This is a genomic window from Streptomyces sp. NPDC039465 (assembly GCF_055639315.1).
Genome location: NZ_JBVKAP010000012.1, coordinates 94338 through 112828, shown reverse-complemented (window position 1 = coordinate 112828; position 18491 = coordinate 94338). Strand labels below are relative to the sequence as shown.

General features: G+C 72.6%; 17 protein-coding genes. 12 read left to right on the top strand and 5 right to left on the bottom strand.

Features of this window, described 5'->3' with window-relative positions; translation table 11 throughout:
- Positions 1-7 precede the first annotated feature (7 nt).
- Together ACZ7LT_RS30590 and ACZ7LT_RS30585 are read right to left on the bottom strand one after the other, a co-directional pair.
- Entirely contained in the window at positions 8-820 is an 813-nt protein-coding gene (locus ACZ7LT_RS30590; RefSeq protein WP_471239359.1) for a cupredoxin domain-containing protein, read from the bottom strand.
- Positions 817-2922, bottom strand: a complete 2106-nt coding sequence (locus tag ACZ7LT_RS30585) for a right-handed parallel beta-helix repeat-containing protein (protein ID WP_471239358.1) — start codon at positions 2920-2922, stop codon at positions 817-819. Before ACZ7LT_RS30585 ends, ACZ7LT_RS30590 begins: the two co-directional genes overlap by 4 nt.
- Positions 2923-3086: 164 nt before the next feature.
- Between ACZ7LT_RS30585 and hmgA the strand changes: the two genes are divergently transcribed.
- From hmgA to ACZ7LT_RS30570, 3 genes are all read left to right on the top strand, one after another.
- The gene (gene hmgA / locus ACZ7LT_RS30580) at positions 3087-4403 is read left to right on the top strand and encodes a homogentisate 1,2-dioxygenase (protein ID WP_471239357.1); all 1317 of its coding nucleotides are present in this window, start codon (positions 3087-3089) and stop codon (positions 4401-4403) included.
- Positions 4404-4448: 45 nt separating this feature from the next.
- The gene (locus ACZ7LT_RS30575; RefSeq protein WP_471239356.1) at positions 4449-5198 is read left to right on the top strand and encodes a GntR family transcriptional regulator; all 750 of its coding nucleotides are present in this window, start codon (positions 4449-4451) and stop codon (positions 5196-5198) included.
- A gap of 165 nt (positions 5199-5363) precedes the next feature.
- Positions 5364-6560 (top strand): type ISP restriction/modification enzyme, encoded by a 1197-nt coding sequence (locus tag ACZ7LT_RS30570; protein ID WP_471239355.1) that lies wholly within the window; start codon positions 5364-5366, stop codon positions 6558-6560.
- Here the strand turns inward: ACZ7LT_RS30570 and ACZ7LT_RS30565 are convergent.
- Complete coding sequence (locus ACZ7LT_RS30565; RefSeq protein WP_471239354.1) at positions 6557-7273, bottom strand: TetR/AcrR family transcriptional regulator; 717 nt, start codon at positions 7271-7273, stop codon at positions 6557-6559. The two genes, ACZ7LT_RS30570 and ACZ7LT_RS30565, sit on opposite strands and share 4 nt — an antisense overlap.
- A 63-nt stretch (positions 7274-7336) precedes the next feature.
- Here ACZ7LT_RS30565 and ACZ7LT_RS30560 point away from each other — a divergent pair, with 63 nt between their 5' ends.
- The 3 genes from ACZ7LT_RS30560 to ACZ7LT_RS30550 are packed head-to-tail and all read left to right on the top strand — an operon-like array spanning position 7337 to position 10291.
- Positions 7337-8284 carry an ATP-binding cassette domain-containing protein gene (locus tag ACZ7LT_RS30560; protein ID WP_471239353.1) on the top strand — a complete coding sequence of 316 codons (948 nt, stop codon included), beginning with the start codon at positions 7337-7339 and terminating at the stop codon, positions 8282-8284.
- Complete coding sequence (locus ACZ7LT_RS30555; protein ID WP_471239352.1) at positions 8281-9057, top strand: ABC transporter permease; 777 nt, start codon at positions 8281-8283, stop codon at positions 9055-9057. Before ACZ7LT_RS30560 ends, ACZ7LT_RS30555 begins: the two co-directional genes overlap by 4 nt.
- A 34-nt stretch (positions 9058-9091) precedes the next feature.
- Positions 9092-10291, top strand: a complete 1200-nt coding sequence (locus tag ACZ7LT_RS30550; RefSeq protein ID WP_471239351.1) for a CaiB/BaiF CoA transferase family protein — start codon at positions 9092-9094, stop codon at positions 10289-10291.
- A gap of 191 nt (positions 10292-10482) precedes the next feature.
- Here the strand turns inward: ACZ7LT_RS30550 and ACZ7LT_RS30545 are convergent, their stop codons facing one another.
- A complete protein-coding gene (locus tag ACZ7LT_RS30545) occupies positions 10483-10746 on the bottom strand; it encodes a hypothetical protein (protein ID WP_471239350.1) in 264 nt (87 codons plus the stop codon).
- A gap of 326 nt (positions 10747-11072) precedes the next feature.
- Between ACZ7LT_RS30545 and ACZ7LT_RS30540 the strand changes: the two genes are divergently transcribed.
- Complete coding sequence (locus ACZ7LT_RS30540) at positions 11073-12767, top strand: serine/threonine-protein kinase (protein ID WP_471239349.1); 1695 nt, start codon at positions 11073-11075, stop codon at positions 12765-12767.
- On the opposite strand, the gene ACZ7LT_RS30535 is transcribed toward ACZ7LT_RS30540, so the two are convergent.
- Complete coding sequence (locus tag ACZ7LT_RS30535; RefSeq protein WP_471239348.1) at positions 12751-13557, bottom strand: SGNH/GDSL hydrolase family protein; 807 nt, start codon at positions 13555-13557, stop codon at positions 12751-12753. The two genes, ACZ7LT_RS30540 and ACZ7LT_RS30535, sit on opposite strands and share 17 nt — an antisense overlap.
- 173 nt (positions 13558-13730) lie before the next feature.
- Between ACZ7LT_RS30535 and ACZ7LT_RS30530 the strand changes: the two genes are divergently transcribed.
- From ACZ7LT_RS30530 to ACZ7LT_RS30510, 5 genes are all read left to right on the top strand, one after another.
- Positions 13731-14156, top strand: a complete 426-nt coding sequence (locus ACZ7LT_RS30530; RefSeq protein ID WP_471239347.1) for a hypothetical protein — start codon at positions 13731-13733, stop codon at positions 14154-14156.
- A 469-nt stretch (positions 14157-14625) separates the two neighbouring features.
- Entirely contained in the window at positions 14626-15471 is an 846-nt protein-coding gene (locus ACZ7LT_RS30525) for a glycosyltransferase family 2 protein (protein ID WP_471239346.1), read from the top strand.
- On the top strand, positions 15468-16559 hold the full coding sequence (locus ACZ7LT_RS30520) for a glycosyltransferase family 2 protein (protein ID WP_471239345.1): 1092 nt from the start codon (positions 15468-15470) through the stop codon (positions 16557-16559). The genes ACZ7LT_RS30525 and ACZ7LT_RS30520 overlap by 4 nt, the downstream gene beginning before the upstream one ends.
- A 20-nt stretch (positions 16560-16579) precedes the next feature.
- Positions 16580-17353, top strand: coding sequence for a polysaccharide deacetylase family protein (locus ACZ7LT_RS30515; protein ID WP_471239441.1), 774 nt, complete (start codon positions 16580-16582; stop codon positions 17351-17353).
- Between the two features lie 41 nt (positions 17354-17394).
- Positions 17395-18489: a DUF5925 domain-containing protein gene (locus ACZ7LT_RS30510; RefSeq protein WP_471239344.1), complete on the top strand. Its 1095-nt coding sequence runs from the start codon at positions 17395-17397 to the stop codon at positions 18487-18489.
- The last annotated feature ends 2 nt before the right edge of the window (positions 18490-18491 follow it).

Here is an 18491-nt window from a genome sequence, read left to right as displayed (position 1 = left end):
GGGCGGTTCACCGGACGACGAGCTGGGTCAGGACGAGGCCGGAGTCATGGGTCTCGACCTCGAAGAGGCCGGTGCGGTCGGCGGTGAATGTCAGGGTGGCGGGGCGGCCGGCGGGCAGGGCGGTGGTGTGGTCGTAGCCGTGGACATGGAGGGTGTCGGCGCGGTCGCTGGTGACCCGCAGGGCGATGCGCGCGCCTCGCTCGACCTCGATACGGGAGGGCGCGGGCTCGACCCTGCCGCCGGTGACGGTGATCTCGACGGTCCGGTCGGCCGCCGGGGGGTGCGGGTGCGTGCCGGCGCCTGTCCCCTGGCCTGGGGCCTCGCCTTTCGTGACGGCGGCCGTGGCCTCCACCGGCCGGCCCGCGACCGCCCAGGCGGTGTGGTCGTCGGCGTACAGCCGGACGGTGAGGGTGTGCCGCCCTGGGGTGGCAAGGGCCGTGGCGGGGAGGTGGTGCCAAGGCCCGTAGATCCGGGCCGTCTTGCGGCCGTCGACGAGGAGGTGGGCGTGGCCACGGCCCGGGAGAGCGGCGCCGCCCGCGCTCTCCGGGGTGAACCGGAAGTGCTCCACGCTGAGGTGGAGGTTCCAGCCGTCCTCGGAGTCGGGCCGCGCGCTGAGCTCCACGCGCGGTGCCCCCTCGGCCGGCACCTCCCTCAGCCGGTGCCCCGACTCGTCCCGAGCGTCGAGGAGCGCACCGCCGGTCCCGGTCGCCTCCTGGTGGCTGGTGCCGGGCTTGTGATGGGTCGTCGCCCGCCCACCGCATCCCGCCCCGGCGAGCGCGACCACGAGGGCGAGTACGAGCCCGGCCGCCCGGCGGGTCACGAGGTCTCCCCGGACAAGCGCCCGGACGCGCTCCCGGGCGTACCGCCGGACGCCCCGCCGGGTGCGGGCGCCGCTCCCCGTACCCCCTCCGCCGCCCCCTCCCCCGGGCCCGCCGCCGCGATCGCCGCCCACAGCACCCACACCACCGCGAGCAGACCGCGCAGCCAGGCGGGGCTCAGAGGGATCCAGGGGATCATCAGGACCGCCTTGTCGAAGGCGTCGAGGAGCGTGAGGGCGCCCAGCGCGAGGGTCGTCCAGGCGAGGGCGCGGCGGGTGGGTCGCAGGGTGAGGCCGAGGGTCGTCCACCAGGCGCCCAGGAGGAGCAGGGCCAGCGCGGGTACGTATCCGGCGGTCAGGGGCAGGGTGGAGCCGGCGACGTCGAGGGTGAGGCCCAGGGCGCCCAGGGCGGTGGCGACGGCCGCGAGGCGGCTCGTGCGCAGGCGGCGGCGCCACAGCACGGCGCCCACGAGGCCGAGCACCAGCGCGGTCCCCAGGGCGATCTGGGTCTCGACGCGGGCGAGGCCGCGCGCGCCGTACCAGTCGCAGCCCGCCGGGAGGCGGCGCGCCTGGACGTTGTAGTCGGCGCAGACCAGGAGTTGGACGAGCTTGACGGGTTCGCCGGCGAGCCGGTCGGAGCCGCCGGAGACGTCGCCGCGCCGGGCGCCGCACTCGGGCAGGGTGCGCGGCGAGGAGGCGCCGGTGCCGGACTGCCAGCAGTTGCCGCCGCCCTGGCCGTCCCACCAGACGTCGGTGCGGTTGGGCCGCGAGGCGCCCGCCCGGTCGACGCCGAGGTGGTTGCCGGCGTAGCGGTTGTGATGGGAGGTGTCGGCCTGTTTGGACCAGGCGGACTCGCCACGGATGAAGGCGGGGACGGCGTTGAGGTAGAAGGCGGTGCGCTCGTGACCGTAGATCCAGTTGTTCTCGTAGAGGTTCCAGTTGCCGCCGGCGGTGATGATGCCGGTGCCCGGGGGCATGGAGATCTGCGGGCAGACGACGCCCTGTTCGTAGCCGCGCTCGACTGGTGGTTTGGCGCAGGTGCCGTCGGCGACGTGCCGGTAGTAGTTCTGGTTGTTGTCGTGGATCAGGTTCCGCTCGAACTTGGCGTGGTTCTGCGGGAGTCCGGGGTGGCCGGGGAAGGCGCTGTCCATGGAGGCGCCGCCCATGTTGTGGTCGAACTCGTTGTCGTGGACCCAGACCGAGTCGCCCGCCGTGCCCGAGTAGCCGACCATGTTGTGGTGGCTGCGGCAGCCGGTGATCTCGATGGAGTAGCGGGGCACGTCGTAGCCCCGGCCGTTGTTGATGTCGGAGGCCGAGCCCGGGTAGATGCCGGAGTCGCCGTTGCCGTACGACTCGCAGTTCTTGTACAGGCCGTGGTCGCTGGCGAAGGTGAGGAAGCCGTACTCGTCGTTCCAGCGGGTCAGCACGTTGTCGATGACGAATCCGTCGCCCGCCAGCACGTAGAGGGAGTTGAAGGTGGTGCGCTGGGCGGTGAAGTTGCGGAAGTAGACGCCGTCGGACTCGTCGGCGCGGATCGCGTTGAGCTTCTGGTACTTGGCGTCGATGACGACGTCCGTGCGCGCCGCGCCCGTGCCCTCGATCTGGAGGTCCTTCTTGCCGAGGATGGCGACCAGGTTCTGGTTGTGCGGGCACTGCTTCTGCTGGGCGTAGCTGAGGATCTGGTAGCCGAACCCCGAGCGGGGTGCCTTCAGCCGGGCGCAGGCGCCGGTCGGCGGGGGCAGTGAGGGCTCCTCCTCGTACAGCCCGGGCAGGATCGCGATCGTCGTCCCGGGCCGGTCGACGGCGTCGACGGCCTGCTGGAGATGGCGGTGGCCGTCGGCGAGGCAGCGGGCGAAGAGGTTCAGGTTCCGGGTGCGCAGCGCGGCCGGGAAGGCGGCGATCCGGCGCTCGAAGTCGGCCCGGTCGGTCTTGCAGACGAGGAGGTCCGGTTCGCCCGTGCGCAGGGCGGGGACGCGGCCGGAGCCGTCGGGGAAGTCCACCGGCCGTTCCTCGTGGGCCTGGGCCAGGGGGGCGGCGGCGACGGTGCCGGCGAGGGCCGCCAGCAGGACCGAGAGCGCGAGAACGAGCCTGCGTGTCCACGACATGCCGGTGAGAGTAGAGCAATGTTCATCTTTTGGGACCCCCCGTGCACGGACGGGAACCCTCCGCACACCCGACACGTCCCAGCGGCGCCCCGTTGACGGGAGCGGGCGCGGAATCCTACGGTCATGCATAGGATTGTTGTGCGGGCTCAGGACAGGAGCGGGCGATGACCACGGAACTGGCGAGAAAGACGGCCGAAGGGCTGGAGTACTCCACCGGATTCGGCAACGAGCACAGCTCGGAGGCGGTCCCCGGAGCGCTGCCGCTCGGCCGGAACTCGCCGCAGCGGGCCCCCCTCGGCCTGTACGCGGAGCAGCTGAGCGGCAGCGCGTTCACCGAGCCGCGCGCCCACAACCGCCGCTCGTGGCTCTACCGGATCCGCCCGTCGGCGGCCCACCCGCCGTTCGTCCGGATCGACAACGGCCACCTCCGCAGCGCGCCGTTCACCGAGACCGTCCCCGACCCCAACCGGCTGCGCTGGAACCCGCTGCCGGAGCCGGCCCCGGGCACGGACTTCGTCGCGGGCCTGTGGACGCTCGGCGGCAACGGCGACGCCACCCAGCGCACCGGCATGGCCGTGCACCTCTACCACGCGAACGCCTCCATGGACCGCCGTGTGTTCAGCGACGCCGACGGCGAGCTGCTGATCGTCCCCGAGCGGGGCGGGCTGCTGCTCCGCACCGAGCTGGGCCTGCTCGCCGCCCGCCCGGGCGAGGTCGCGCTGATCCCGCGCGGGGTGCGCTTCCGGGTCGAGCTGCTGGACGAGACCGCCCGCGGCTACGTCTGCGAGAACTACGGCGCGCCCTTCCAGCTCCCCGACCTGGGCCCGATCGGCGCCAACGGCCTCGCCAACGCCCGCGACTTCCGCGCCCCGCGCGCCGCGTACGAGGACGTCGAGAGCCCGGTCGAGGTGGTGAACAAGTACTGCGGCAACCTCTGGTCCGCGACCTACGGCCACTCCCCGCTCGATGTCGTCGCCTGGCACGGCAACCACACGCCGTACGTCTACGACCTGCGCACCTTCAACGTCATCGGCTCGATCAGCTACGACCACCCGGACCCGTCGATCTTCACGGTGCTGACCTCGCCGTCCGACACCCCCGGCCTCGCGGGCGTCGACTTCGTCGTCTTCGCGCCGCGCTGGCTGGTCGGCGAGGACACCTTCCGCCCGCCGTACTTCCACCGCAATGTGATGAGCGAGTACATGGGCCTCATCGAGGGCGCCTACGACGCCAAGGCCGAAGGGTTCGTGCCGGGCGGTGGCTCGCTGCACAACATGATGTCCGCGCACGGCCCCGACCGCGAGACCTTCGACAAGGCGAGCGCCGCCGAGCTGAAGCCGCAGAAGATCGACGACGGCCTTGCCTTCATGTTCGAGACCCGCTGGCCGGTCACGGCGACCGCGCAGGCCGCCGGAGCCGACCATCTGCAGAGCGGCTACGACGACGTATGGCAGGGTCTGGAGCGCCACTTCCGGCCGTAAGGTCCGCTCGTGGTGTCCCGTAGTGCCGTTCGTACGGAGAGAGCCGTGACCGCCTTCGCACCCGACTCGCTGGTCCTGAACCGCAAGCTGCCGCTCTGGTATCAGGTCTCGCAGTCGCTGCGCGCCTCGATACTGGGCCGCGCGCCCGACGCCTCGCTTCGGCTGCCCACCGAGGAGCAGCTCGCCGCGCACTACGGCGTCAGCGTGCTCACTATGCGCCAGGCGCTCAAGGAGCTGGAGGAGGAAGGCCTGATCAGCCGGCACCGGCGGCGCGGGACGTTCATCGAGCCCGGCGCCCGGCGCAGCGCCCCGCGCCGGCTGCTCGGCTCGATCGACGCGATCGTGGCCCAGCAGTCCGGGGAGCGGACCGAGGTCCTCGGCCACGGCCCCGAGCCCGTCCCCGGTGAGCTCGCCGAGTACTTCCCCGACGCCTCGGAGGTGGTCGCCTACCGGCGGCTGCGCTGCGACGGGGAGACCGGCGAGCCCACCAACTGGGCGGAGAACGCGGTACGTCCGGAGATCGCGGCGGATCTGGACCCGGCCGACCTGGAGCGCTGGCCGATGACGAAGGTACTGCGGGACCTGGTGGGGGTCCGGATCAGCCGGATCACGGACACGGTCGAGGCGCGCCTGGCGGACCCGGAGACGGCGACGCTGCTCGCTGTGCCGCTGCTGTCGCCGATCCTGCACTACACGGGCGTGACCTACGACGAGGACGGCCGGGTCGTGGACGTGGCCCGGATCCGCTACCGGGGCGACCGCTTCTCCTTCTCGGTGACGGTGGACGCGCACTGACCGCCGCGCGGGCGCGCGCACGACGGCGCCCACGGCGCCGCCGCGACCGGCCGCCCTTCGGAACGCACCGACCGGCAGCGCAGGGCCACCGGGCGCCCCCACCCGCGCACCGGCCCACCCCCGCGACCGGACGCGCACTGATATCGGCGCCCGCCGGTCATTAGCATGCCTGCCGTGACCGAAGATGTGCCGCTGCTCGACGACCTCATGCCCTGGGCCGTGGCGCCGCTGCGGCTCGGCCGGCCGTGGATCGTGGCGCCCGACGCCGCGACGCTGCGGGCGCGCTGGAAACGGCTCGTCGCGGCCGAGGGCGCCGAGCGGGAGACGCTGTTCGGGCCCAGCCGGGCGCGGACCCCGGCGAGTTCGGTGGCCGCGCTGCCGGGGCAGGCCACCGGCACCGGGAGGTTCGCCCGGGAGTCGGGACCCTGCCCCGAGCCCGTACGGCTCGCGCACGGCCCCTTCGACCAGCAGTGGCTGATACCGGACCACCGCCTCATCGACACCGCCCGGCCCGAGTTGTGGCGGGTCGCCGACGACCGCCAGCTGTTCGCCGTCGAGCAGGGCTACGTCCCCGGCGCCGGCGGCCCGGCGCTGCTGGTGACGGCGGCGCTGCCGGACGGACGGTCCCCGGCGGGCCGGCCGGGCCGGATCCGGCCGCTCTACCGCCGGCCCGGCGGCCGCGAACCCAACGTGGCGCCGGGGCTGCTGCCGCTGCTCAGCGAGCGGTACGGGCATGAGGTCACCGCCGAGGAGTGGCTGGCCTGGGCCGTGGCCGCCGCCCGGCCCTCCCCCGCCGGGTGCGCGGTGCCACTGCCGGCCGCACCGGGGGCATGGCAGGCCGGTGTGGAGCTGGGCCGGTGGATGACGGGGGTGCAGCTGCGCGACGCCCGGGGTGGTGAACGGCCCAGGCTGCCGGGCGGGCGGCGCCCCTACGTCCGGGCGGCGATCCCCGCCCGGCCCGACGCGCTCACGTACGACGCCGAGGAGGAGAGCCTCGCGCTCGGCGCCGGGCGGATCTCGCCCGTCCCGGCGGAGGCCTGGGAGTTCCGGGTCGGCGGGGTGCGGATGCTGGAGCTCTGGTTCGAGCGCCGGACGGCGCCCGCCGAGCCCGGCACCCTGGCGGCGATCGGCCCAGCCGCCTGGCCGCAGGAGTGGACCTCCGAACTCCTGGAGCTGATCACGGTCCTGGCCCTCCTCGGCCGGCGCGCGCCGGAGTGCGCGGCGCTCGCCGAGGGGCCGCAGCTGACGCGCGGCGCGCTGCGGGAGGCCGGTGTGCTGCCCGTACCGGAGCGGGCGCGGCGGCCCGCGTCCGTACTCGACCACCAGGAGGAGGGCCCGGAGGGCCAGTTCGCGCTGCTTTAGGCGGTCGCGAAGGAGTCGAGGACCCGCCGCAGCGTCCGGTCGAAGACCTCGTCGGGTTCGAACCGGTCGACGCCGGACTCGGCGAAGACGGCGGCCAGTCTCGGATACGCGCCGCCCGCGAGCCGGCTCATCAGATAGGCGCCGCGCACGGCCTGCTCCTGCTCCTCGGACCACGGCAGCCCGCGGGCGCGTTCGGCCATGGCGAGTTCGTTGGCGACGATGGTCATCACCGTACCGTTGACGGTCGCGATCAGCTCCAGCTTGGTGCCGCCGGGCAGGTCGAGGCCGTCCAGGCAGCCGAGACAGTGCTCCAGGAAGCGCAGGGCGTTGGGGCCGTAGGCGTACCCGGTCGTCATCAGCCGGATGACCCAGGGATGGCGGTGCAGGATCCCCTTGGCCTCGCGGGCGATATGGAGCATGTGCGCGCGCCAGTCACCGCCCGGCCCCCCGGACAGGTCGTACTCCCCGCTGACCGCGTCGACCATCAGCTCGTACAGATCCTCCTTGCGGGGGACGTAGTTGTAGAGCGACATCGTGCCGCAGCCGATGTCGGCCGCGATGCGCCGCATGGAGAGCGCGTCGATGCCGTCGGCGTCGGCGATGCGCACGGCCGCGGCCACGATGTCCGCCCGGCTGTACGCCGGTTTGGGACCACGGCCCGCGCGCTCGGGGCGCGCCCAGATCACTTCCGGTTCGGCCGCTCGGCCCGCCATTACTCATCACCTCGCCACCATCCTAGTTACGTACAGCGTACGTAGTGCGGTATGGTCCGCCTCATGACAACTACGTACGCTGTACTTAGTGAGGGCCTGCAGAAGCGATACGGCGAGGTGTACGCGCTGCGCGGCCTCGATCTGGCCGTTCCCGAGGGCACGGTCTGCGGCGTCCTCGGCCCCAACGGCGCGGGCAAGACCACGGCCGTACGGGTGCTGACCACGCTCACCACCCCCGATTCCGGCAGCGCCCGGGTCGCCGGGTGCGACGTGGTGCGCGACCCGGCAGGGGTACGCCGGCGCATTGCCGTGACCGGGCAGTACGCATCGGTCGACGGGGAGCTCAGCGGCGCCGAGAACCTACGGCTGTTCGCGAAGCTGCTGCGGGCGCCCCGGGCGCGCGCCGGTGAGCTGCTGGAGCAGTTCGGCCTGACGGAGGCGGCAGACCGCCCGGCCCGGACCTACTCCGGCGGGATGCGGCGCCGTCTCGACCTCGCCGCGAGCCTGCTGGTCCCGCCGAAGGTGCTCTTCCTGGACGAGCCCACGACGGGCCTCGACCCGCACAGCCGCAACGGCATCTGGGACGCCGTACGGGGGTTGGCGTCCCAGGGCACGACCGTGCTGCTCACCACGCAGTATCTGGAGGAGGCCGACCAGCTCGCCGACGACATCGTGCTGATCGACGAGGGCCGGGCCGCCCACCGCGGTTCACCCGCCGAGCTCAAGGCGATGATCGGCAGTTACGCGCAGGTGGTCGTCGCCGACCCCGCCCATCTCGACGCCGCCGCGGCCGTCCTGGACCAGCTCACCGGCTCCGCACCGGCCCTGGACGTGGAGCGGTGCACGGTCGGCGCGGTCACCACCGACCCGACGCTGACCCTCCCCCGGGTCGTCCGCGAGATCGACGCGGCCGGGGTCCCCGTCGTCGACGCGAGCCTGCGTCCGCCCACCCTCGACGAGGTGTTCCTGCGCCTCACCGACCGTACCGACCGTAAGGAGCTTGCCGTATGAGCGCGCTCGCACACGACGGGGCCGCCGTGCTCGGCCGCCATCTCCAGCGGATCCGGCGCGCCCCCGCGATCCTGGTGATGACCCAGACGATGCCGATCGTCTTCCTGCTCTTCTTCGGCTACGTCTTCGGCAGCGCGCTCGCCATGCCGGGCGCCGACTACCGGTCGTTCCTGGTGCCGGGCATGCTCGTGGCGACCGCCGCGAACGGCATCATGACCGGCATGTTCCAGGCCGCCCAGGACTCCCACCGGGGCGTGATGGACCGCTTCCGGACCCTGCCGATGAGCCGGGCCGCCGTCCCGCTCGGCCAGGCGCTGGCCGATCTGCTCACCAGCGCGGCCGGCCTGGTCCCGCTGATGCTGGTGGGCCTGGCCATGGGCTGGCGGATCGAGGGCACGGCGCTCGAAGCCGTGGGCGCCTTCGGACTGCTGCTGCTCTTCCGCTTCGCCACCACCTGGGTGGGGATCCTGCTGGGCCTCGCCTCGAAGAGCGAGGAGGCGGCCGGCCAGCTGGGCAGCGCCACCTTCATGCTGCCGCTGCTGTCCAACGCCTACATCCCGGTGGAGGGCATGCCCGGCTGGCTGCGTACGGTCGCCGAGTGGAACCCGATCTCGGCGGTGACCACGGCCGTGCGGGAGCTGTTCGGCAACGCCGCGGTCCCGGCGGACGCCGCCTGGCCGGTGACGCATCCGGTCGCCGGGGCGCTGCTGTGGTCCCTCGCCCTGATCGCGCTCTGCGCGCCGCTCGCGGTCCGACGGTACGCGCGGGGGTGACAAAGGTGGTGCGTACACGGTAGGTACGCCTGCCATGAGTACTCAGCCGCTCCCGCTGGACGGGATCACCGTCGTCGCCGTCGAACAGGCCGTCTCGGCGCCGTTCGCCACCCGCCAGCTCGCCGATCTGGGCGCCCGGGTCATCAAGGTCGAGCGCCCGGACGGCGGGGACTTCGCGCGCGGGTACGACACGGCCGCCGGCGGCCTCGCCTCGCACTTCGTCTGGTGCAACCGCGGCAAGGAGTCGCTGGCCGTCGACCTGAAGGACCCGCGGGGGATCGGGATCGTCCGCCGGCTCGTCGCCGACGCGGACGTGTTCGTGCAGAACCTGGCGCAGGGCGCCGCGGCCCGGCTCGGGCTGGACGCGGCGACCCTGTGCGCGGCGCATCCGCGGCTGGTGGCGGTGGACATCTCGGGGTACGGAGCGGGCGGCCCGTATGCCCACAAGCGGGCCTACGACATGCTCGTGCAGTGCGAGTCCGGGCTGGTGTCGGTGACGGGGACACCGGAGCGGCCGGTGAAGGCGGGGATCCCGGCGGCGGACATCGCGGCGGCGATGTACGCGTACGCGGGGGTCCTCGCCGCGCTCGTGCGGCGCGGGACGACCGGGCGGGGCGGGCCGGTGGAGATTTCCATGCTGGAGTCGCTCGCGGAGTGGATGGGGCACCCGCTGCACCATGCGATGCACGGGGGCGAGAGCCCGGCGCGCACGGGGGTCGCGCACGCCGTCATCGCGCCGTACGACGCGTACGCCACGGCGGACGGCGGTCAGGTGCTGCTGTCGGTGCAGAACGACCGGGAGTGGCGGCGGCTCGCGCAGCAGGTGCTCGGCCGGCCGGAGCTGGCGGACGATCCGTCGTTCGCGACGAACACGGCACGGGTGGAGCACCGGGAGAAGACGGACGCGGTGGTGGGCGAGGCGCTGGCGGCGCTGACGGCGGCCGAGGCGGTGGCGCGTCTTGAGGAGGCGGGAATCGCGTGCGCCCGGCTGAACACACTGACGGACCTGGCGGCCCATCCGCAGCTGGCGGCGCGTGAGCGCTGGCGCGAGGTGGCGAGTCCGGTGGGGCCGCTGAGGGCGATGCTGCCGCCGGTGACGTTCCCGGACGCGGCGGAGTCGGCGGTGATGGGGGCGGTTCCGGCGCTGGGCGCCCACACGGACGCGATCCTGCGGGAGGCGGGTCTCGGGGCGGCGGAGGTGGCGGCGCTGCGGGACGCGGGCGTCGTCGTCTGACGTACGGGCGGCGTAACGGGCGTGGGCCTGGGGCGTCGTACCGGTGGGTGGTGCGCTGCGGTGGTGCGGTGATGCGTTGCGATGGTGCGGTGGTGTCGGCGGGTGTGCCGGTGCGGTCGGGTGGGGGCGCGAGCTGGGCGGGTGCGCGTGGTGGGGCACACGGACCCCACCCGACCGTGCTGGGCAGACCCCTAGCGGTGACTGCCGAAGAGCGAGCGCCGCAGGCGCCGCAGCGGTGCGAAGAGCGAGACTCGCGCGCTCTTGCTGCCACGGCTGTGCGCGACATCGCGCGTCGTCAGTTCCCGCATGAGCAGCGTCGCTTCCGCCGCCTCGCGCTGTGGCACGGCAGGGCCGCCCAGCACCGAAAGGTGGCGGTCGAGACGCGAACTTGTCGCGCTGCTCCCGCAGGTGATCGCAGGCACACGCGGCCTGCTGCGCACCGTTATCTGTTCCATGTCACTCCCCACCCGTACGAGGGCACCCGGCCCGGGCAGATTAACCCTATCGCTCCGCAGTGACACCCGTGTATCCCGTCCCCTGGATTCACCACGCCGGTACGGGGGTTGACGGTCACTCTCTGAATACATGTGATTCCAGGGCGAGTTGGACAGGCGTCGATCCGTCACCTTCCGTCCGGTACCGCCACCTCCGGCGGCCCTCTGTGATCTCCGCCACCAAGATCACAGAAGGGCGCGCGGAGAGACCCGGTCCAAGGGGGCGGCAAAAAGGCTCGGTTGAGCTAGCTTGGAGGGGTTCGACCCTGCTGCGGAGAGGGGCTCGCGTGAGCGAGGTACCGGGCGACGAGCGTCTGATCGCGGGGCGTTACCGCCTGCTGAGCCCCCTTGGGCAGGGCGGCATGGGCGTGGTGTGGCGGGCCAGGGACGAGGCGCTCGGCCGCGAGGTCGCCGTCAAGGAGGTCCGCGCCCCGGCCGGCCTGGACGACGCGGAGACCGGCAGGCTGTACGCGCGCCTGGAGCGCGAGGCCTGGGCCGCCGCGCGGATCTCGCACCGCAATGTGGTCACGGTCTACGACGTGGCGTCCCAGGACGGCCGGCCCTGGATCGCGATGGAGCTGATCCGGGGCCTGACGCTCGCCGAGACGCTCGACGCCGAGGGGCCCCTGACGCCCCAGCGGGCCGCGCACATCGGCGGGGAAGTGCTCGCGGCGCTCCGCGCGGCCCATGAGGCGGGGGTGCTGCACCGGGACGTGAAGCCGGGCAATGTGCTGATCGCCAACGACGGCCGCGTGGTGCTGACGGACTTCGGGATCGCGCGGGTGTCCGGGGCGAGTGACCTGACGATGACCGGCGAGTTGATCGGCTCGCCCGAATTCCTCGCTCCCGAGCGGGCGTTGGGGCGCACACCGGGTCCGGAGTCGGACCTGTGGTCGCTCGGCGTGCTGCTGTACGCGTGCGTGGAGGGCAACTCGCCCTTCCGCCAGGACACTCCGCTGAGCACCCTGCGGGCGGTGGTGGACGAGGAGTTGCCGCCGCCGCGTCGGGCGGGAGCGCTCACCCCGGTCATCGAGGGGCTGCTGCGGAAGGTTCCGGCGGAGCGGCTGTCGGCGGCCGAGGCGGAGCGGCTGCTGCGGGTGGTGGGCGCGGGCGGCACGCCCCGTACGGCGACCGTGCACGCGAGCACACCGGTCCCTCCGGTCCCGTACGCCCCGAGGGAGACGGGGACGCCCACGCCTCCCCTGGAGCGTCCGGCCTTCCCGGCTCCCACGCCGGGCGCGGACACGACGGTCTCGGCGCCCGAGCGGCCGCGGCGGGCCGTGGCGGTGCTCACCGCCGGGATCGCGGTGCTGGTGGTCGCGGTGGGCGCGCTGACGTACGCGCTGGTCCAGGAGCACGGCCGGGGCGGCACACCGGCCGGTGCCTCGACCACCAGCCAGGGCGGTACGGATCCGGCGACGGATGAGCCGGGGCCTTCGCCGACGCCCACGCCCCCGTCCTCGGCGCCGGCCACCGGCGCGAGCCCGGGCGCGAGCACCGGCAGCGGTTCTGCGTCCTCCACTCCCCCGCCGGCGCAGACCGTACGGGTCCATGTGACGGCGGTGCGCGACAGCTACACCGGGGCCTGTCCCCCGCCCGCGGACCGGGCGCCGTCGTTCGCCGCCGGGATCGCGGTCGGCCGGGTGCCGGCGTCCGTCTCCTACCGGTGGGTGACCGAGAGCGGCGGCGGCTCGGGCGCGGAGTGGAAGACGGTGGAGTTCGGCGCGGGCGGCGCGCGGGAGCGGGTGGTCCACCACACCGAGACGTCGTTCGCGGCGGACTCGGAGCGCCACGACCGGATCCGGGTGGAGATCCGGACGCCGGTCGGGGCGCGGTCGCAGTGGGTGGGCTTCTCGGTGAGCTGTGAGCGGGAGACCCCGACGGACGGGGCCTCCTACCCCACCCCTACGGGGTCGGCCGAGGCTTCGGCCGAGGGGTCGGTCGAGCGGTCGGCCGAGGGGTCGGTCAGACCGCGTTCCTGAAGGTGGGCAGGTAGCCGCCGGACTGGCCGGAGGCGGTGGGGTGGTAGGAATCCCCGATGTTGAGCCAGTTGACGCTGTGCAGCCAGGCCGCGCCGGAGCAGATCTCGTGTCCGGTGAAGGCGGGGACGACGTCGGCGAAGGTGTAGCCGTGGTCGGCCGCGCGCTTGGCGATGGCGGTGTTGAGGTGGTCGGCGCCGCCGTTGATGGCGCGCCGTTCGTTCTCGCTGAGTCCGGTGGTGCAGGTGCCGCTCAGTTTGTAGAAGCGGGGGTAGCCGATGACGACGACCTTGGCCGCGGGCGCCTTGGATCTGATCGCCGAGTACACCGAGTCGAGCTGGCCGGGCAGGGTGGTGTCGACGTACGCCTTGGCTTGATTCACTCGGTTGATGCAGGTGGCTTCGGACTGGAGGACACAGGTCGTCATGACGTCGGCGAAACCGGCGTCGTTGCCGCCGATGGTGATCGAGACGAGGTCGGTGGCGGCGCTGAGCGGGCCGAGCTGACCCGCCGTGACATCACCCGTACGAGCGCCGGAGCACGCCGTGAACGCGAACGACGAGGGTGAGTTCGCCGCCGCCCACAGCCGGGGGTAGGCCTTCGTGGAGCGCTTGCAGGAGCCGCTGGCGCTGTCGTAACTCCCGGCGCCGACACCGGAGGAGTACGAGTCGCCGAGCGCCACGTAGTCGAGAGCGGCGGTCTCCGCGGCCTGCGCCGCCCCCGAGCCCGTGAGGGAGAGGACGGCGCCGAGGAGAAGCGAGGACGAGAATGCCGCGATTCGGGACAGTTTCATGGAACCTCCCTTTAGCAGGACCTCTGCCACAACTGTGGTAGCAGCGCGCATAGCTGACTGGAAGTGTCCATGCCAAGAAGATTTGGCAAGGGAGTTCAGGGCTTCTTGACGAGGCATCACCGCCGCCCGAGCATGGCACTCCGACATCCGGCACCTTGGGGGCAAATTCACCCATGCGGACCAACGGAAACCAGCCAACTGCCGGTAGGCGGCCCTTCCTTGCGCGTTCCGCCTCCCGGGACGCGCTCGCCCTGCTCGCCGGTGCCGTCGCGGCCGTCTCGGGCGTCGGCGCCGCACTCGCCGCCGCCGACCTCGATTCACCCCTGCGCGCCCCCTTCGCACTCTTCCTGCTTCTGGTGACCCCGGCGCTCGCCATCGGCTCGGTCCTGCGCCGGTTCACCACACTCACGCGCTGCGTGCTCTCGGCGGCGGGAGCGGTCGCACTCGATCTCACCGTGGCCCAGATGATGCTGACGTTTCATCTGTGGTCCATCCGGGGCGGTGTGGCGGCCGTCGCGGGGGTCTCGGTCCTGCTGCTCCTGGTCGTGGCGATACGGAATGCATTCACGCGCCGCGCGTGCAGGAGTTCCGCGCAATAACGGAGTTCCCGGTCCGCCGGAATTGCATAACTCTCCCGTCACACACGTCACTTATTCCCACACCCGTTCGGTAGGAACTATTCGAGCGGACCTCGCGTCTGTGCAGTCGGAGAAGGACGAAACAAGGAAATCGCGAGACCCTGGCCGGGTCTTGCCATACAGTCCCATTCATCAATACCGTCGTACATCTCACCCGCAACGGTCCATCATGCAAAGCGGCTCAGGGGAGGGCTCTAGCGTCGCGATGGATCCGGAGCGGAGCGCTGTGTAGGGGGGTGCCGCGGCCTGTACCGCATGCGTTGCCGCATGGGGGCCAAGTCGCGTGTCACGCGGCCAGTCATGCCAGCTCATCCATTTCGCACGGAGATCGAATTCGTGCTGGGCGGATGAGAACCCCCCTTTCGAACCGGACAGACAACGAGACCGCCCGGGGGCGGGCGGTCCACCGGACGAGAGGGATACCCAAACCATGAGCTCATCGCTCGAAACGTCGCTCGAAACGTCACTCGAAACTCATTCCGCCACACAGATCGACCGGCGAATAGCGGCTCAGTACCGCGCCATCACCTCGCATCTGGCCATCACTCCGCCGGTAAGCGTGGTCATCCCCGCGATGAACGAAGCGGAAAATCTCCCGTACGTCTTCAAGACACTGCCGGACTGGATCCACGAAGTGGTCCTGGTCGACGGCAACTCCACCGACGACACCGTCCGTGTGGCCCGTGAACTGCGGCCCGACGTCAAGGTCGTCAAGCAGGTCGGCAAGGGCAAGGGAGACGCGCTCATCAGCGGCTTCGCCGCCTGCACCGGCGACATCATCGTCATGGTCGACGCGGACGGCTCGGCGGACGGGCAGGAGATCGTCTCCTATGTGTCCGCCCTGGTCGGCGGCGCCGACTTCGCCAAGGGATCCCGTTTTGCCAACGGCGGCGGTACGGACGACATGACGCCGGTCCGCAGACTCGGGAACCGCATCCTCTGCGGGATCGTCAACGCCAAGTTCGGCGCCCGCTACACCGACCTCTGCTACGGCTACAACGCCTTCTGGCGCCGGTGCCTGGACGAGATCACCCTCGACTGCACCGGCTTCGAGATCGAGACCCTCATCAACATCCGGGTCGTCAAGGCCGGCCTGCGCGTGCAGGAAGTACCGAGCCACGAGTACCTGCGCATCCACGGCGTCAGCAACCTCAACGCCGTACGGGACGGGCTGCGCGTCCTGCGCGTCATCCTCAAGGAGAAGGGCGTCCGGCGCGCGGCGCGCCGCAGGCCCGCCGCCTTCTCCGCCAACATCCCTCGGGGAGAGGTCTCTTGAGGCCCCAGCCCCCCGCAGGCCCCGGTGAGCGCCGGTTCTCCGTGGTGATCTGTGTGTACACCGAGGAGCGGTGGGAGGACATCCTCGCCGCGGTCGACTCGGTACGCCACCAGTCACGGCCGGCCCTGGAGACGCTGCTCGTGGTCGACCACAACGCGGCGCTCCTGGACCGGCTCACCCGCCGCTACGAGCGGGAGACGGACCGGGAGGAGGTGCGGGTGCTCGCCAACGCGGGCCCCCGCGGCCTCTCCGCCGGCCGTAACACCGGCATCGCCGCCGCCCGCGGCGACATCGTGGCCTTCCTCGACGACGACGCCGTGGCCGAGCGTGACTGGCTGCGCCACTTCGACGAGGGGTACGACGACCCGCGGGTGATGGCCGTCGGCGGGCGGACCGTGCCCGCCTGGGCGTCCGGCCGCCGGCCGGTGTGGTTCCCCGAGGAGTTCGACTGGATCGTCGGCTGCACCTACCGGGGCCTGCCGCCCGGCCGGGTCCGGGTCCGTAACGTCCTCGGCGGCAACGCCTCCTTCCGGCGGGCCGCTTTCGACGCGGCGGGCGGCTTCGCCACCGGCATCGGCCGCGACGGCGACCGGCGCCCGCTCGGCTGCGAGGAGACCGAGCTGTGCATCCGGCTCACCGCTGCCCTCCCCGACGCGGTCCTCTTGATCGACGACCGCGCCGTCATCCACCACAAGGTCCCCGCCGCGCGGGAGCGGTTCGGCTACTTCCGCACCCGCGCCTACGCCGAGGGCCTGTCCAAGGCGCTGGTGGCCCGCAGTGTCGGCGCGGGCAAGGGCCTGGAGTCCGAGCGCCGCTACACCACGCGGGTGCTGCCCGCCGGGGTGGTCCGCGGGCTGTACGACGCGCTGCTCGGGCGGCCGGGCGGCGCCGGGCGGGCCGGTGCGATCCTCACCGGCGTGGCGGTCGCGGCGGGCGGCTATCTGCGCGGCTCGCTCGACGCGCGCGGGGGCGGTCCGCGGTTCTCCTACGGCCCCGTCGAGGCGTACGGCGGCGGCGAGGCGCGCGTCCCGGCCGACCCCGTCGACCCGGTCAGCTCGCTCGGCGCCGTCGAGGGGCGGCCGCGGTGACCGGAGCCGTACCGATCCTCATGTACCACGCGGTCGGCCCTCACCCGGCGAAGGCGGCGTACGGACTGTCCGTCTCGCCGGAGGCGTTCGCCGGGCAGATGGAGGTGCTCGGTGAGCGGGGCTTCACCCCGCTCACCACCGCCGAGCTGGCCGCCGCCTGGCGGTCGGGCGGCCCGCTGCCGCGCCGCCCGGTCCTGATCACCTTCGACGACGGCTACGAAGGAGTGCACCGGTACGCGCTGCCGGTGCTCGCCGAACACGGCTTCGCCGCCACCCTGTTCGTCTCGACGGGGTGGCTGCGGGGAAAGTACGAGGAAGGGGGCGCCCTGGACACCATGCTTGACTGGGACCAGGTGCGCGAGCTGGCCGCCGCCGGCACGGAGATCGGCGGACACACCCACACCCATCCCCAGATGGACCAACTCGACGACGAACGGCTCGCGTTCGAGAGCGCGCGGTGCCGGGAGATCATCGAGGGGGAGACCAGCCGCGCCCCGGTGTCCTTCGCCTATCCGTACGGCTACTCCAGCCGGCGGGTGCGGCGGGCGGTCCGCGCGGCCGGGTTCGCCCAGGCGCTCGCGGTCGGCAACGCGCTCGCCCGCCGCCGCCAGGGGCCGTACGCCCTGGAGCGGGTGACCGTGCGGCGCTCCACCGGCATCGAGGAGTTCGCGCGGCTGGCGGAGGGGCGCGGGATCGGCCGGGCCTTCGCCGGGGACCGGGTGCTGACGAAGGGGTACGCGCTGGTGCGGCGGGCCCGCCGGGCGGGTGCCTCGCTGGTTCGAACACGTACATAAACACCGTGCGCCGGGGCGTCGTGTGCCGGATCATGGGCGCCATGTCCGCGAACCCGCACGACGCCCTGCCGATCCGGCTCCATGTCGACGACAGCGATTCACCGGCCGACGTCGTCGACGCGCTGTTCCTCGGCCGTTTCGCGACGGGCGAGCAGCCGTACTCGCACAGCTCCTCCATCGACCGCGTCAAGCCCGGCGCCACCCTGCTGCCGCCGGGCTCTGCCGTGCTGCGCTCGGCGAAGGACGACGACCGCAGCGCATTGCTCGCCGAGGGCGAGGGCTGGACGCTCCTCGCCTCACGCTGGAACCGGGGCGCCGACGTCACCGTCACCGCCGTCAGCCAGGAGCTGGCCGAGCGGGTGCTCAAGGAGGCGACGGACGGCGCGCAGGACGAGCCGGAGCCGCAGCCCGAGAACGTGACGATGGGCTTCTGGTACGTGTCGCCGCGGCGCGGACCGCACCGCACGACGCGGCAGATCGCGGCGGGGACGTGGGACGAGATCCGGCCCAACTACACCGCCCCCGTCGCCACGGCGATGGACCGGCTGATGAAGGTCACCCCCGACGACATCGCCGGCCGGCTGCTGCTTCTGCACGGCCCACCGGGCACCGGCAAGACGTCCGCGCTGCGCACGCTGGCGCGGTCCTGGCGAGAGTGGTGCCAGGTGGACTGTGTGCTGGACCCGGAGCGGCTCTTCAACGACGTCGGCTATCTGATGGACATCGCGATCGGCGAGGACGAGGGCACGGCGAAGGGCCGCTGGCGGCTGCTGCTGCTCGAGGACTGCGACGAACTGATCCGCGGCGAGGCCAAGCACACCGCGGGGCAGGCGCTGTCACGCCTCCTCAACCTCACCGACGGTCTGCTCGGCCAGGGCCGCAACGTCCTCGTCGGAGTCACCACCAACGAAGACCTGGAGCGCCTCCACCCGGCGGTGGTCCGCCCCGGCCGCTGTCTGGCCCGGATCGAAGTGGGGCCGCTGACCCGTCAGGAGGCGGTGGGCTGGCTCGGGCGGGAGGACGGGGTCGGCCGCGATGGCGCGTCCCTGGCGGAGCTGTACGCGCTGCGCCGAGGCCACGCGCCGTCCGCCATCCCGGACCAGCACAACGGCGCGGACGCGGGCCTCTACCTCTGACA